Below are 12558 nucleotides of genomic sequence, written 5' to 3' on the forward strand. Positions count from 1 at the left end.
GCTTTCGGCCGGCACGTAGGCAAACCCAAGGTCGCGTGCAACGGCCAGATTGCTGTACTGCTCCCCGGTCATTCGCCCTTCTTGCCAACGCAGGATTGAATTGCCTCCGCCACGATCGTTGCCGCCTTTCGCCGCGCGGGTCCCGCCAGCGAAGGGGATTCCAGTCCATGACGCATCGTTGCAAGGCCGAGTACATATGACGCGATCAGTGCAGCCCGGAGTTCACTGTCACGCCCTCCAAGGAGCTTGGCTAGCGGTCTGACAAATTCCGCGTGGAACTGCTCGGATACCATCGCGGCGACGGCAGGGCTACCGGTTGCCCGAAGCAATACGCGCAATGCGTCGAAGGATTCACTGTCGTCCGCGTTGTCCAGAACCTGTGCAACCAGATGTATGCCGAGATTGCTCATGTTGTCCGGCAGATGCTCCTCGATGTGAAAGCCTCCCTCGATCGCTTGCGCAAACAACTTTTCCTTGCTGCCGAAGTACCGGTTGACTAGCGCCGCGTCCACTCCGGCGTCGGCCGCGATATCACGCGTCCCCACGTTCTCATAGCTCTGCCGGGAAAACCGCACGCGTGCCGCGCTCAGGATGCGTTCGCGTGTGTGTGCGGCATTGCGTGAGGGGAGCGCGTCGTCTTTCAGAGTGTCTTTCACGTGGAGAGCCTGGTTATTGCGGGTCGATTCGTATTTTGTCATCGAGTGTTGACAGCGACAAGCTCAAGGAACAATACTTGGTGTCATCAATTGATGACATATGGAGTCGGTATGACCGAAGGTAAGCTTGACGGCAAGGTGGCGGTGATCACGGGTGGCGGCAGCGGGATCGGACTGGCGACAGCGCACGTATTCAGACAGCAAGGCGCACAGGTGGTTATTGCCGGGCGTAATGAGTCGACGCTCGCAGCAGCCAGGGACGCGATAGGCGCCAATACGCTAGCCGTATGTGCCGACGTTGCGAAGCCGGACGATCTTCATACGCTGATGCAGACCGTTGGCGAATGCTTTGGCCGGATCGACGTTTTGTTCGCCAATGCAGGCATGTCAGAATGTCCCGACATACTGGATACCGATGAAGCCTTTTTCGATCGACTGATGGGCGTGAACGTCAAAGGTGTTTTCTATGCGTTCACGCATGCTTTCCCTTGGCTGGCGAAGAACGCTTCGGTCGTCTTCACGAGTTCCGTCATTCAACAACGCGGCCGGCCGGGCGATGCGCTCTACGGCGCAAGCAAGGCTGCGGTTCGCAGCCTTGCCCGCACGCTGGCGGCCGATGAGCGGGTTCTGGCGCAACAGGTGCGTATCAATGTTGTCAGTCCGGGCGCGATCCGTACGCCACTCACAACGGCTGCCACCGACAACCCCGACGTTAGCGCGTGGGTCGAATCCCAGGTGCCAATGGGACGTTGGGGCGAAGCGGACGAAGTCGCGCGCGCCGTGTTGTTTCTGGCATCAAGCGATGCGTCGTACCTGACGGGCGGCGAGATTGCAGTCGACGGCGGATTGGGGCAGATCTAAGCCTGCCGCCACGAGCAAGAACATAGCTACCGTTCACTCTCGCGGCGCCGGCGCCGTGAGAGTCTCCCCCGTGCGAGCATGTTGTGCGTGTGCCAGGCGTTTCGTGGTCCATTGCACAGCCATTGCCAGGATGGCGGCTTCGACGAATGCAAGCGAAGCCGCTTGTCTGGGAAGTGCGAAGATAAGGCAGAGGCAGGACGCGGCGAACGAGAACCGGCCGAGTACCATGCCGCGCAAAAGCGACACTACGAAGTCGGGGCCGTGCGCCCGATGAGACGAGACAGAAAGCACGATCCCCAATAGCGGGAACACCGCAAGAAGTCCGCTCCACTTGGCCCCAAGCGCAGAGGACAGTGTAGTGACCGCGACCGTTAGCACAGCGCCGGCAATCATGCGTCCAGTGAGGTCGTTACGGCTAAGCGGCGCAACCGTGGCAATGGCATTGCTGCGAGGGAGAAACGTTTGTCCAAACGTGACGGCAATGAGCGCGGCCGCAATTGCCCACGCCGGGGATGCCGGCATTGAAGCCAGGGCAATCGCCGCTATGAGCCAGCTTCCCAGTCCAGTTGTCAGGGCAATGGGCCAGGAGCGGGATCGGCAGGTCCACGCATAAGCGAAGTTGAATGCCTCGGAGGCGAGTATTGCGGACAGAGACAGGGTAGCCGCATGCGCTCCGAAAACCGGTCCCTGATCCAGGACCAGAAGGAACAGGATAGGTCCGGCAACAAAGGGCAATCCTGCAAGCCAGCCGGCGATAGTCGGACCCCACCACTTACCCGACATGGAAACGACCAGGAGAAAAAATGGGACTAGCGTCAGCTTTAGCGCGAGCATGGCAAGCCAGGCGGATTTAAAACCGGATCGTACACGAGTTCGTCACGCGCTTAGCCGGCATCGAGGCAATGTCTATTGAACGGCGCTTCGCTCTAACAAATTACTGCCTCTATCTGCTAAGCTCGGCACCCCGATAAACACCACAGCCAAAGACTCGCCGCGTCAATCGATGCGTGCAGCCGCCAAGTATCGGTGCACGCATCGATTGGTGGATCGCTAGAAAAGATGCTGGATCCCGGCGTATGCGCCGGACTGGCTATGACCGGGGAGCGGGTTGTCGGTGCTGGTTGTATCGCCGAAGGAATTGGCGTTCAAGCCAAAGTTCGCATTGGCGCTGTTGCGGGCGGTCGCAATCTGGAAATCGAGCAGGGTACGCTTCGTCAGGTTGTAGGTGCCGCCGATCGTGTAGATGGTCGCGTTGCCACCGCCGTTGTTTGCGTTGACGTGATACACCGCAGCAATAAGCGCGGCCGCTGGCGTAGCTTGCCATGTCACGCCGCCCCATTCCTGGCTGGTGACCGTGATGCCGCCCGACAAAGCACCGGAACTTGAATGCGATTGCTGATAAACCGCCTGAAGCTTGAATTTCCCTAAGAACACGTTGATGCCGCCGAAGTATTCACGCGAGAAATTGAACACATCGTCCAGCGTTCCGTTAGCGGCGTCGCGCCATTCGTCGTAGATTGCGCGAATCTGGAAAACCGGCTGTGTATAGGTTAATTGGATAGCGTCCGCGCGGCCTTGTCCGGTAGTGCCGTTGCCATTCCAGTTGGTCGCGTTGGACAGCGCGTATTGCCCGCTGACGTCAAAGCCCGCAATGGTAGGCGACTGGTACGAGATGTTGTTGCTCGTGTGGTTCCAGTTGCGACCGCGAGCGAGCGATGCTGACGACCAGTTGCTTTGCCCAAACGGGTCGAAGTCCCAGACTCCGTTCGAGAGGAAAAGCTCTTTGCCAAGTAGCACCGTACCAAAGCGGTCGTTGGCAATGCCCACCGTTGCATACCGGTCGAACAAGCCGTTGTTTGAAGGGCCTTGACCGGTCATGGTGTTGAATGCGCCCTCAAGGTGAAATACGGCCTTGGTGCCTCCGCCAATATCCTCCACGCCCTTGATGCCCCAAAGACTCGTTCCCCAGTCTCCGCTTTCCGCCCTGAAGCGATGACTGCTTCCGGTCGATGCGCCGGTCGCAGGGTTTTGTCCAGTGGGTACGCCAGTCATGTACTCCAGGCCCGCGTCTATCCGCCCATACAAGGTCACGCTGCTTTGAGCACGCGCGGCCGCTGCGCAAGTAGCCAGCACCGATGCCAGCGCAACGGCTGTGAGTTTGTTCATGTCTCCTCCAATGGTCTATTTGACTGCGTCGCCGGTTTAATCGACGTTTTTTATTGCGCAGCGGTCGTCATGTTTTTTGCGTTTGTTGAGCGAACAACGGGCAAAAAGCCCCGGGTCTCTTGGGTAAATCCAGGGCTGGCCGTGGAGGCAGGGGAGGATTTTCCCTCACGGATGAAAATGTTCACTAAGTTATTCAAACATCAGCATTAGATAAATGCGGTTAGTGAGAATAGATTTTTGTTGGTATACGAATAATCCCGCATGTTGAAGCGGCAGGACACCGGATTGACCGGCGGCAAAGGGAGAAATGAAACGCAGGCTTGATGTGCTTGTCTTCGCTGCGGCGGCGCAAGGGCAACCTCGTGAACGTTCGCGTCGGCAGGGCGGCGGGCAATCACCGCTCGGCTTGCCTGAGTATTTTTTGTGTCGCTAAAGAGAATAGAATCTGCCCGGGCGGGCCTCGCTTGTCGCACGAAGCCCGCAACAATTGATAAAGACACACGAACGATTATCCGTCATGTAGCTGCAGGCGATTCGCGCAGGAAAACCGGAGCATGTAACCCCTTGCCTGAAGTCGTCGAACTAGCATACAGGTCGCCCTATTATTCAACACCGCGACAGCGCTCGACGACAATTACAGATGCCTTTCGAGGAGAAGCGTCACCAGATGGATATCAACTTTGAATGCACCATGTGCGGCAAATGCTGCCACGACCTCAAGCTGCCCTTGAGCGTTGACGAAGCACTCGCATGGCTTGAGCGCGGCGGCGATATCCAGTTTCTCTGTGAAGCCATTCCCTGGCCTGAGGAACCGCCTGCCGACAATCTGCAGGCGCAGCATAAACGGCGCCGATCGTTCGCCGCTTCCAGCGGCGAACTGCCCGTGCGTGTAGTCGTGGTCCTGGCGGCATCGTTCGAGGGTCCGTGTCCGAACTTGCAAGCGAACATGAGTTGCGCTGTGTATGAGCAACGCCCGACTGTCTGCCGGATCTATCCTGCGGAGATCAATCCGTTCATCGAGTTGAAGCCTGAGCAGAAGGAATGTCCGCCGGAAGCGTGGGCCTCGGACAAGCCGCTTCTGGTGAGCGCACAACAGGTGGTCGATCCCGAGACGTTCGCGTTGATTGCCAAATCGCGTGCGGCCGACGTGAGCGACGCACCGGCCAAAGCGCGCGCATGCGCCGATCTGGACATTGATGTGGCAGCGCTGGCCAACGAGGGACTGGTGGTCTACTCGCCGCCTGGCGACCTGGTCATAGCCGCGTTGAAACGTGCTCGCGAGAACGGTGACGCGAGCGAGGACGTGCCGCTATGGAAGGTCGTGTCGAACCGTCGCGAAACCGTGGACACGCTCACGTCCATAGGCGCGACAGGCGTTCATTTCGTGAAAACGGACGCGCCTGCATTCGATTACCTCGGGTTCTTTCCCGCCTCGGCGTGATCCTCAATCAATGCCAGGACCGGTCGATCAGGATTGATCCGGGTTCGCGCTTCTCTCAATCTTCCGGATTGGCAATATCACTAGCGACTATCTGCTCGCCGCGCATGACTGCCGCCTCGCGCGCCTCTTCTCGAGAAGGGTACGGTCCGAGCACGGGTGCTCCCTGGAACGGGAACAACAGGCGTCCATCGGTTTTTCTAATAACCTTTAGTGTTCCTACAAACAATCCGCCGGCGTTGATCTGATACGACGCGTACACCGCGAAATCCTCAGGGCACATGCGTTGGCCTGATGCCCGGTTTTGAAGCTGGGTAACAGATAGGACAATTTTCGGCTTTTTCATGGCTTTTTACGCGTTTCAATCGTGCCGTAGATAGGCGTGGCGTGTGTCCAGCCGAGCGCGGAATCAGTCGATTCTTCGTGCTTGGGGGACATCACGACGTTCACTGCAATTCACAACACTTAACATTGAGCAATTACCAGTCCGCGCTCGCAGTACGCTTCCTGCTCGGGCGCCAATGCATATGCAGGGTGACGGTGAACGGCGAAATGCCTCGGGTCGGGCGGCGTTTCGAATGCTAAAAATCCGCGCTATCGGGACGCGCCTGCCATGCTTCCATGGCATGGGGGTAATGGGTCAGTGAGCACAAGCCCGCGGACACGGGCCGGCACGCGTGTCCAACCCGGGCGTGCTTCGATTCACGAGAGGCCTGCTAACAAAAAGGGACGCACATAACGCCCTCATCGCAGTGCTCAACGGGGGCAAAGACCTCGATTCACTACAAACGGCGGCTCGCGCGATCACGGTTGGTGCATTGATCTGCATTCGACTCTCCGGTCGGCGTTCGTTCGACCAGCGCTCTGCGTTCGACGACGAGCACGTGTTTTGCGCCACGACCTGACTGCCATATTTGCAACCGGGCGACTACCCTGTTTCAAAGGTATCGGCGAAAGCCCTCCGATACCGTGAGCATGACTACGGTCTTGCGGCAGATGCAACGGCCACACCCCCGCGTTCCGACAAGCCATTGAACGTGTTGCCGGAATGCCATGTTGCGCGTTGGCTCAAACGGCTCAAGACGCAGGAGGGTCGCTCGGGACATCCGGCTTGCCGGAGTCGGCTGCCAGCGCATCACGGAACGTGGACAGGCGCTGCTGGTAATTTTCGCCATCGCCGTAGGGAAGGAATGCTTGAGTCCTTGCCGGGGCGCCGAGTATTTTTCGAGCGTGCTTGATGGGGCACCAGTACTGTTCGGTACGCGCGGCGATCTCGGTTCCATAAGCAAGCAAGCCGTTCGCATACGCGCAGTACGCGCAATTAAACTTCTCCATGAAGTTCAGATAGCTCAGGTGCCACCGGTCCATCACGATATAGTCCGAACGCCTGACCTTGCTGATCCTGTACACAGGAAAGCAGATGGCCTGATACAAACTCAAGCCGAGGTCGAGGAACAGCAGCGGCACGATCAGCCCATAGATGACGGGCGCGACCACGACAGTAGGCGGACGACTCTTGAAGAGCCATTGCAGCAGTCCCGTCTTCGATTGCCGGTGTGCCTCCCTGACCGACTTGTCGAATCTGATCCGCTTGCCTTCCACGCGATAGAACAGGGGCACTTCCGCCTGATGTACAACGGCCCTCAGCTCATCCTCCAGCACCTTTATCTGCGCCATCAGTTGCCGCACTTTCTCGTTCACATGACCCCCGTGCCAGTTGGATACGACCGGTAATCCCGCTAACTCATGGCTGTTCGAGAAAGGCAGCAGGACTGCTGCCAAATAAACGCACGGCGACTAAGAGGAGGCATGCGCGACGGGTGCCTCATCTTCTCCGGCCGCTTTCCGGAGATAAGCGGCTGCCAGTCGTCGTAGCTCCTCTTCAGAGGCGTCCTCGATCCCGATCAGGTGATTGTCCGCAGACCGGTGAGACGCTAGTAACTCATTGAGTTTCAGGTGAAGCGCCACGCTGTCCTTGTTCTGGCTTTGCTGGATCAGGAACACCATGATGAACGTGACAATGGTCGTTCCGGTATTGATCACCAGTTGCCAGTTTTCCGAGTAGTGGAAAACCGGCCCGGTCACAGCCCAGACCACAATGCTGATTACCGCAAGGCCGAACGCTACGGGGGAACCGGTCCATCGGGTCACGGCACTCGCGAAGATATCGAAGGCGCGGGTAACAGGGTGATGGGTCGCGTAAGCGGGACTCAAGGTGTCAGGGACTGTGTCCAACGAGTCCGTTGACGACAACGGTTGCGGCGGCTGCAATGGGTGCGGCGTTTCCTTTCGCATCGCTTTCTCCTGGCTATGCCTGGCTTTGTGTCATCGGACCAAGAGCAAAAATCATTCCGGATAGGCGGCTGAGAGAAGTTTGACGCTATCGCGCTGGTATAAGACACGTTAGCACCATCATGCTTTGGCGCAGGCGAGGCGGTCTCGAAAGCTCCCGAAAGCTATAGGGACGAAGTGGACAATGGAAACCAGATGCCAATGGATAACAAACCTGAACGGCTGCTTCACGCTTCATTCAGCGATTGACCTTGCCTGGTTCCCGATCAAGACGCCGCGCCTCCAGGAAGTGCGGCCAGCTGCGTGACACGAGACAGAACGATCACCCCTAACTGGATTGCGAAAGCCACCGTCGACATCAGCAGGCATGCGCTCACGCCGGTCTGCGTCGCGAGCGCTGCACCGAGTAACGCGCCCACGGGACGCGCTCCATAGGTTGCAGTGCTCATGATGGCCGACACTCTGCCGAGCATAGCGTGGGGTGTGATTGCCTGGCGCAATGTTGTTGATCCAATTGTCCACAGCACTGGCCCGGCACCCAGCAAAAAGAAGCTTACGCAAGCCATCCATACATGCGGAAAAAACAAGGTCGCGCTCATCAGCACCGATGCCAGGAAGCCGCACACAGGGCCGATCACAAGGGTCCGGCCGAACGAAATTCGCCTGGACACTTCGGGTCCCGCCAGCGCACCGGCCACCATGCCCGCGCCATAGGCCGCCAGGCTCACGCCGATCACCCATGAGGACATATGCAGATGGTGGGCCGCATAAGCCACGTAGACCGCCTGCAACACAAAATAGCCCAGGTTGAAGAAAACCGCGGTAAGAAGAATGGGGCGAAGCAGCGAGTCGCGGAATACGAAAGCGGCGCCCTCGCGGACCTCGGCGAGGAAATGCCTACCGGTCCTGGGCAGATGCGCTGAGACGGGTAACGCGCGCAGCAGCGCAACGGCGCAGGCCGATAGCAAGCTCGCTAGCGCGTAGGCCCAACCCGCACCCACGGAGCCCACGATCACCCCGCCTAGCGCCGGCCCCGCCGAATACGCAACGCTTCTGGCTAACTCGATACGGCCGTTTGCAGCCGGCAACGCAGCGCGAGGCACGAGAGACGGAACGAGCGATGGTGCTGCGACGCTGTAAGCGACCGTACCCGCCGCGCCGATAAAACCGCAAACAGCAAGCAGCGGCAGTGTGAGCAGATGGATTCCGATCAGCACAAGGATCGTGAGCATTGCCAGTACGCGAACGGCTTCGGCACTTGCCATCAGTGCACGTCGCGAGTGACGGTCGGCATAGACACCCATCGGCAACGAGAGCAGCAGGAAGGGCAGCGTCTGGGCGGTTTGCAGCAGGCCCGTTTGCGCGGCGCTTGCACCCAGCAGGAACACTGCAACGAGCGGCGCGGCGGCAAGACTGATCTGTTCGGCGGACTGTGCCAGCAGATTCGACCATGCTAAACGATGGAATGCGGACGGCAGGGTGGTGCGCTGGTTTGACGACGAGTGCATGACGTGAGGCTCCTTGGGAGGTGGCCCGATCATCATGGTGTGCGAAGGCGTTCGATGCGCGCCGGATCTTGCGCTTACGTTCAGCTACGCCAATGGTTTCGTCATGGACAGTTAGTGGTAGTCGTCTTCCAACTGATGTCGTACCGCCAAGATTGTCACTGTATCGCTGTCGTCTATTTCGAATAACGCTACATAGCCGGATCGCCCGAAAGGGATAATCAGCTCCCGCAGAAAGGGAAGATTTGGCTGCGCCTTTCGACAGGTAAAGGGTGAGGCACGAAGTGTGGCGATACCCTCATAGACTGCGAGAAGAGCACGCTCGGCGAGCGATACGTCCAGCGCATCGCGTGTGAGGATGAAGTCGTAAAGTCGTTCGAGATCTTCTGCGGCACTACCGGTAAAGCGTATTTCGAACGTCATCGGCGCGTCTTGCTCCGCGTTTTCGCTGCATCTAGCCGCTGACTCAAGCGAGAAAGTACTTCCTCGGCCGAAATATAGTCGCCGCTACGCTTCGCATCGTCACGAGACGCAAGTCCGCGAGCAACGAACTCGCTATGATGCTGTCGACGCAGGATATTCTCGCGAATCGCCTGTTCGACAAAACCGGAGAGACTTTCGCCTTCCTGCAGGACGCTTTCGGCAGCCTCGCGCAATTCTGGTTCGACCCGTACCGACGGGAATGTCGCTGTTTTCATGATTCACGCTCCATGCATCGCAATTGCGATGCAATATCGCATTTTTTTGGATTAAACGCAAGGGAATCCAGTCAATGGTCGTGCTTGATCAAGCGGCTTTCACATCCTGAGTGTGCTGTCGTTGCAAAAAGCGCCACATGGGCTGAAATGACCACGTGACGCTTTTGCCTTTTGCATTGCCGGACGTTATCGAGCGTTCGCTAGCGCTGTGATCTTGCGGATCGTATCGGCGCAAGCAGTTGCCGCTTCAACGCCCTTCACGACGAAGTGCTCGCGAAAGAACTTCGTGTGTTCTTCGCCCGAGTGGAAGTGATGTGGTGTCAACACAGCGGACAAGACCGGCGTGCCGGTTTCCAGTTGCACTTGCATCAAGCCGGTGATGACGGCCTGCGCCACGAATTCATGCCGATAGATGCCGCCGTCTACCACGAGCCCGGCTGCAACGATAGCCGCGTAGTCGCCGCGTTGAGCGAGCAGCTTCGCGTGCAGGGGGATTTCGAAGGCACCGGCGACTTCATAGAGATCGATGTCGTCGCGGCTGAATCCTTGTGCCTGGATGGCGTCGAGGAAGGACGCTTTGCATTGGTCGACAATATCGCGATGCCAGCACGCTTGAATGAATGCGATGCGGGCACGGGGTTTTGCTGCCGTGCTAACGGCGGGATTACTTTCGAGAGTAGTGGAGAGCGTCATAAATTTAAGCCTGTTTGTGTGAACAGGGCGAAGGACGGCATGGTTCCTCAACGCACATGCTTTCGCGCAGAGGGACGCACGCCGTCCCGTTCTCTTTCATCCGGACTATGACCGTCGGCCCCGGGATCAAACCGGGTCTGCTGACCTTTGTGTTTTGCCGTGTTTTTCAGGGCAACACACAAAGCGCTCGCGGGCTACGCGCACACGCTGTACGCGATTACCGCCGGTGGGGAGTTTCGCCCCGCCCCGAGAACTTGTTCTTAGTGAACGGAACGTAAATTATCATGATTTTTAAAAATGTGCCGAATACACGATTGGGTTTTGCTCGCGCCGGTGGACGGGGGGTGGGGGTTTGGGGCGGCGGGTGGGGCGGTGCTAGGTTTTAGGGTTAGTGGTCGGGGTCGGTGCCGGGTTGGTGCTTTCCGCGTTATTGGTCTGCGAGAGTCGGATTTTCTCTTTATCACTATTAGCCACTGTGCGTGGCGGCACGTCATTTCTTTGTCCAAAGCGACAAAGAAACGAAGCAAAGAAAGCGCTTTTAAAACACGCTACCCTAAGTGTCCACAGCGTGCAGTTTTGATTCATAGGTGCCCCAAAAGCACGGTGCTCGCCAGAGCGCCGGATGTTTGAACCCCTCCTTCTCGCGAATCCTGACATGAACACGCTTCGCCCCGTACGCTCTCGGGCAAGCACATTTGCTAAGGAACCTGCACGGCCTCACACGCATTCGCTGCCGCGTTTCTTGGTGCGTTGGCCGAGCGCGCGCTGCTTTTTTTGTGGGCTACACGGGCGAACGCATATTTACGGCTTCACGTCTTGTTGAGTTAGCGGCGCGGTCTGCGCGTTGTCTGCGTGGCTACGGCCCCATGCATCTTTGCGGCCGCGTTTCTTGGCGGGTTGGCTACATGGTTCGTTATGCGTACAAATTTGGTGGGGAGGTTGTCCGCGGATAGCGCGGGGTGCTCCTTGGGCAGGTTCAATCACTGGTGGCGAAGCGTGTGGGTATCGGTGTTCGGAGAAGGAGGGTTTCACACATCCTCCGCTCTGGCGAGCACCGTGCTTTTGGGGCACCTATGAATCAAAACTGCACGCTGTGGACACTTAGGGTAGAGCGGTTAAAGCGCTTTCTTTGCTTCGTTTCTTTGTCGCTTTGGACAAAGAAATGACGTGCCGCCACGCACAGTGGCTAATAGTGATAAAGAGAAAATCCGACTCTCGCAGACCGCTAACACTGAAAGCAGCAACCCGGCACCAACCCCGACCGCTAACCCCAGAACCGACCCCCCCGGCATAGACCCCCGACCACTAACCCTGAAACCCAGCACCGACCGACCCCACCCCGACCGCCGCCCGCAAACCCGCCAAAACCCTGGTCCACCGGCGCGAGCAAACCACCCCTCGTCAAGCCTTCCCCCTCCAGGGCACTAACCGTCGCTCCAGCGCCCGCATACCGAGATCGAAGGTCCATGCAATTAATCCGATCAACACAATCCCCATCACCACCACATCGGTTCTGAGAAAGCTCGATGCGTTGAGCACCATCTGCCCAAGCCCAGCCGTTGCCGCCACCATCTCGGCCGCAACCAGCGTTGTCCAGCCAAACCCAATCGCGATCCGCAAGCCCGTCAGGATCTCGGGCAACGCAGCCGGCAGCACAACAAACCGCACGACCTGCGCAAAGCTCCCGCCAAGGGAATACGCTGCGTTCACCTGCTCAGCGGTAGCGCTCCGCGCACCTGCCCGTGCAGCCATCGCGATCGGCGCGAAACAGGCAAGATAGATCACGATCAGCTTCGCGGTTTCATCGATACCAAACCAGATCACGACCAACGGTAAATACGCGAGCGGCGGCAGCGGCCGATAAAACTCCAGCGGCGGATCGAGCAGGCCCCGCGCGATGCGGCTCACCCCCATCAGAATGCCGACAGGCACGGCCGTCACGCTCGCCAGCGCGAACGCGCCGAAGACGCGAATAGCGCTCCACAGCAAATGCTCGGACAGCGGCAGGCCGCCTTGAATACGGCCATTCCACGCGTCAATGAACGCACTCCACACCGCCTGCGGCGAGGGCAGGAAAAGCGGCGGCACCCAATGAAAAGCCGTTGCCGCCCACCACAGCAAGGCAATAGCGGCGACCGACACCGCACTCAGGACCGCGGTCGGGCCCTCGCCGGGAAGACCACGCCGTGGCTTGCGTCTGCGCTTGGCTTGCGACATGGCGGCAGCAGGTGGCAGCGAGTCGATCGAAC

At 58.6% G+C, this 12558-nt stretch carries 13 protein-coding genes and 1 riboswitch; of the genes, 2 read left to right on the plus strand and 11 right to left on the minus strand.

The genetic code is table 11. The annotated features are described in order from the left end of the window. Positions 1 to 68: 68 nt before the first annotated feature. Entirely contained in the window at positions 69 to 656 is a 588-nt protein-coding gene (locus ACSQ36_RS37365) for a TetR family transcriptional regulator (protein WP_436185993.1), read from the minus strand. A gap of 111 nt (positions 657 to 767) precedes the next feature. Here ACSQ36_RS37365 and ACSQ36_RS37370 point away from each other — a divergent pair, with 111 nt between their 5' ends. Further along, positions 768 to 1517, plus strand: coding sequence for an SDR family NAD(P)-dependent oxidoreductase (locus ACSQ36_RS37370; RefSeq protein WP_436185994.1), 750 nt, complete (start codon positions 768 to 770; stop codon positions 1515 to 1517). Between the two features lie 33 nt (positions 1518 to 1550). On the opposite strand, the gene ACSQ36_RS37375 is transcribed toward ACSQ36_RS37370, so the two are convergent. Both ACSQ36_RS37375 and ACSQ36_RS37380 read right to left on the minus strand, forming a co-directional pair. Beyond that, positions 1551 to 2351, minus strand: coding sequence for a hypothetical protein (locus tag ACSQ36_RS37375; RefSeq protein WP_436185995.1), 801 nt, complete (start codon positions 2349 to 2351; stop codon positions 1551 to 1553). Between the two features lie 216 nt (positions 2352 to 2567). Further along, on the minus strand, positions 2568 to 3683 hold the full coding sequence (locus ACSQ36_RS37380; protein ID WP_436185996.1) for a porin: 1116 nt from the start codon (positions 3681 to 3683) through the stop codon (positions 2568 to 2570). 667 nt (positions 3684 to 4350) lie between these two features. On the opposite strand from ACSQ36_RS37380, the gene ACSQ36_RS37385 reads away from it, so the two are divergent. Then, positions 4351 to 5124, plus strand: a complete 774-nt coding sequence (locus ACSQ36_RS37385) for a YkgJ family cysteine cluster protein (RefSeq protein ID WP_436185997.1) — start codon at positions 4351 to 4353, stop codon at positions 5122 to 5124. A gap of 55 nt (positions 5125 to 5179) precedes the next feature. Here ACSQ36_RS37385 and ACSQ36_RS37390 read toward each other — a convergent pair whose 3' ends face one another. From ACSQ36_RS37390 to ACSQ36_RS37425, 8 genes are all read right to left on the minus strand, one after another. Next, on the minus strand, positions 5180 to 5467 hold the full coding sequence (locus ACSQ36_RS37390) for a DUF6723 family protein (protein WP_436185998.1): 288 nt from the start codon (positions 5465 to 5467) through the stop codon (positions 5180 to 5182). 731 nt (positions 5468 to 6198) lie between these two features. Next, the gene (locus tag ACSQ36_RS37395) at positions 6199 to 6822 is read right to left on the minus strand and encodes a hypothetical protein (protein WP_436185999.1); all 624 of its coding nucleotides are present in this window, start codon (positions 6820 to 6822) and stop codon (positions 6199 to 6201) included. A gap of 96 nt (positions 6823 to 6918) precedes the next feature. After that, positions 6919 to 7416 carry a low affinity iron permease family protein gene (locus ACSQ36_RS37400; protein WP_436186000.1) on the minus strand — a complete coding sequence of 166 codons (498 nt, stop codon included), beginning with the start codon at positions 7414 to 7416 and terminating at the stop codon, positions 6919 to 6921. A gap of 263 nt (positions 7417 to 7679) precedes the next feature. Beyond that, positions 7680 to 8921, minus strand: a complete 1242-nt coding sequence (locus ACSQ36_RS37405; RefSeq protein ID WP_436186001.1) for an MFS transporter — start codon at positions 8919 to 8921, stop codon at positions 7680 to 7682. A gap of 111 nt (positions 8922 to 9032) precedes the next feature. Beyond that, positions 9033 to 9341: a type II toxin-antitoxin system RelE/ParE family toxin gene (locus tag ACSQ36_RS37410; RefSeq protein WP_436186002.1), complete on the minus strand. Its 309-nt coding sequence runs from the start codon at positions 9339 to 9341 to the stop codon at positions 9033 to 9035. Beyond that, positions 9338 to 9616, minus strand: a complete 279-nt coding sequence (locus tag ACSQ36_RS37415; RefSeq protein WP_213765913.1) for a YlcI/YnfO family protein — start codon at positions 9614 to 9616, stop codon at positions 9338 to 9340. Before ACSQ36_RS37415 ends, ACSQ36_RS37410 begins: the two co-directional genes overlap by 4 nt. Positions 9617 to 9802: 186 nt before the next feature. Further along, on the minus strand, positions 9803 to 10309 hold the full coding sequence (locus ACSQ36_RS37420) for a 6,7-dimethyl-8-ribityllumazine synthase (RefSeq protein WP_436186003.1): 507 nt from the start codon (positions 10307 to 10309) through the stop codon (positions 9803 to 9805). Between the two features lie 84 nt (positions 10310 to 10393). Then, positions 10394 to 10567, minus strand: a riboswitch (FMN riboswitch). Between the two features lie 1143 nt (positions 10568 to 11710). Further along, a complete protein-coding gene (locus tag ACSQ36_RS37425; protein ID WP_436186463.1) occupies positions 11711 to 12526 on the minus strand; it encodes an ABC transporter permease subunit in 816 nt (271 codons plus the stop codon). Between the last annotated feature and the right edge of the window lie 32 nt (positions 12527 to 12558).

It is taken from the genome of Caballeronia sp. LjRoot34, assembly GCF_964253815.1.
Taxonomy (GTDB): Bacteria; Pseudomonadota; Gammaproteobacteria; order Burkholderiales; family Burkholderiaceae; genus Caballeronia.

Excerpts from the sequence above, each read along its gene's own strand:
- ACSQ36_RS37370 (WP_436185994.1), top strand. The coding sequence starts at position 768 with ATGACCGAAGGTAAGCTTGACGGCAAGGTGGCGGTGATCACGGGTGGC.
- ACSQ36_RS37375 (WP_436185995.1), bottom strand. The coding sequence starts at position 2,351 with ATGCTCGCGCTAAAGCTGACGCTAGTCCCATTTTTTCTCCTGGTCGTT.
- ACSQ36_RS37380 (WP_436185996.1), bottom strand. The coding sequence starts at position 3,683 with ATGAACAAACTCACAGCCGTTGCGCTGGCATCGGTGCTGGCTACTTGC.
- ACSQ36_RS37385 (WP_436185997.1), top strand. The coding sequence starts at position 4,351 with ATGGATATCAACTTTGAATGCACCATGTGCGGCAAATGCTGCCACGAC.
- ACSQ36_RS37390 (WP_436185998.1), bottom strand. The coding sequence starts at position 5,467 with ATGAAAAAGCCGAAAATTGTCCTATCTGTTACCCAGCTTCAAAACCGG.
- ACSQ36_RS37400 (WP_436186000.1), bottom strand. The coding sequence starts at position 7,416 with ATGCGAAAGGAAACGCCGCACCCATTGCAGCCGCCGCAACCGTTGTCG.
- ACSQ36_RS37405 (WP_436186001.1), bottom strand. The coding sequence starts at position 8,921 with ATGCACTCGTCGTCAAACCAGCGCACCACCCTGCCGTCCGCATTCCAT.
- ACSQ36_RS37410 (WP_436186002.1), bottom strand. The coding sequence starts at position 9,341 with ATGACGTTCGAAATACGCTTTACCGGTAGTGCCGCAGAAGATCTCGAA.
- ACSQ36_RS37415 (WP_213765913.1), bottom strand. The coding sequence starts at position 9,616 with ATGAAAACAGCGACATTCCCGTCGGTACGGGTCGAACCAGAATTGCGC.
- ACSQ36_RS37420 (WP_436186003.1), bottom strand. The coding sequence starts at position 10,309 with ATGACGCTCTCCACTACTCTCGAAAGTAATCCCGCCGTTAGCACGGCA.
- ACSQ36_RS37425 (WP_436186463.1), bottom strand. The coding sequence starts at position 12,526 with ATGTCGCAAGCCAAGCGCAGACGCAAGCCACGGCGTGGTCTTCCCGGC.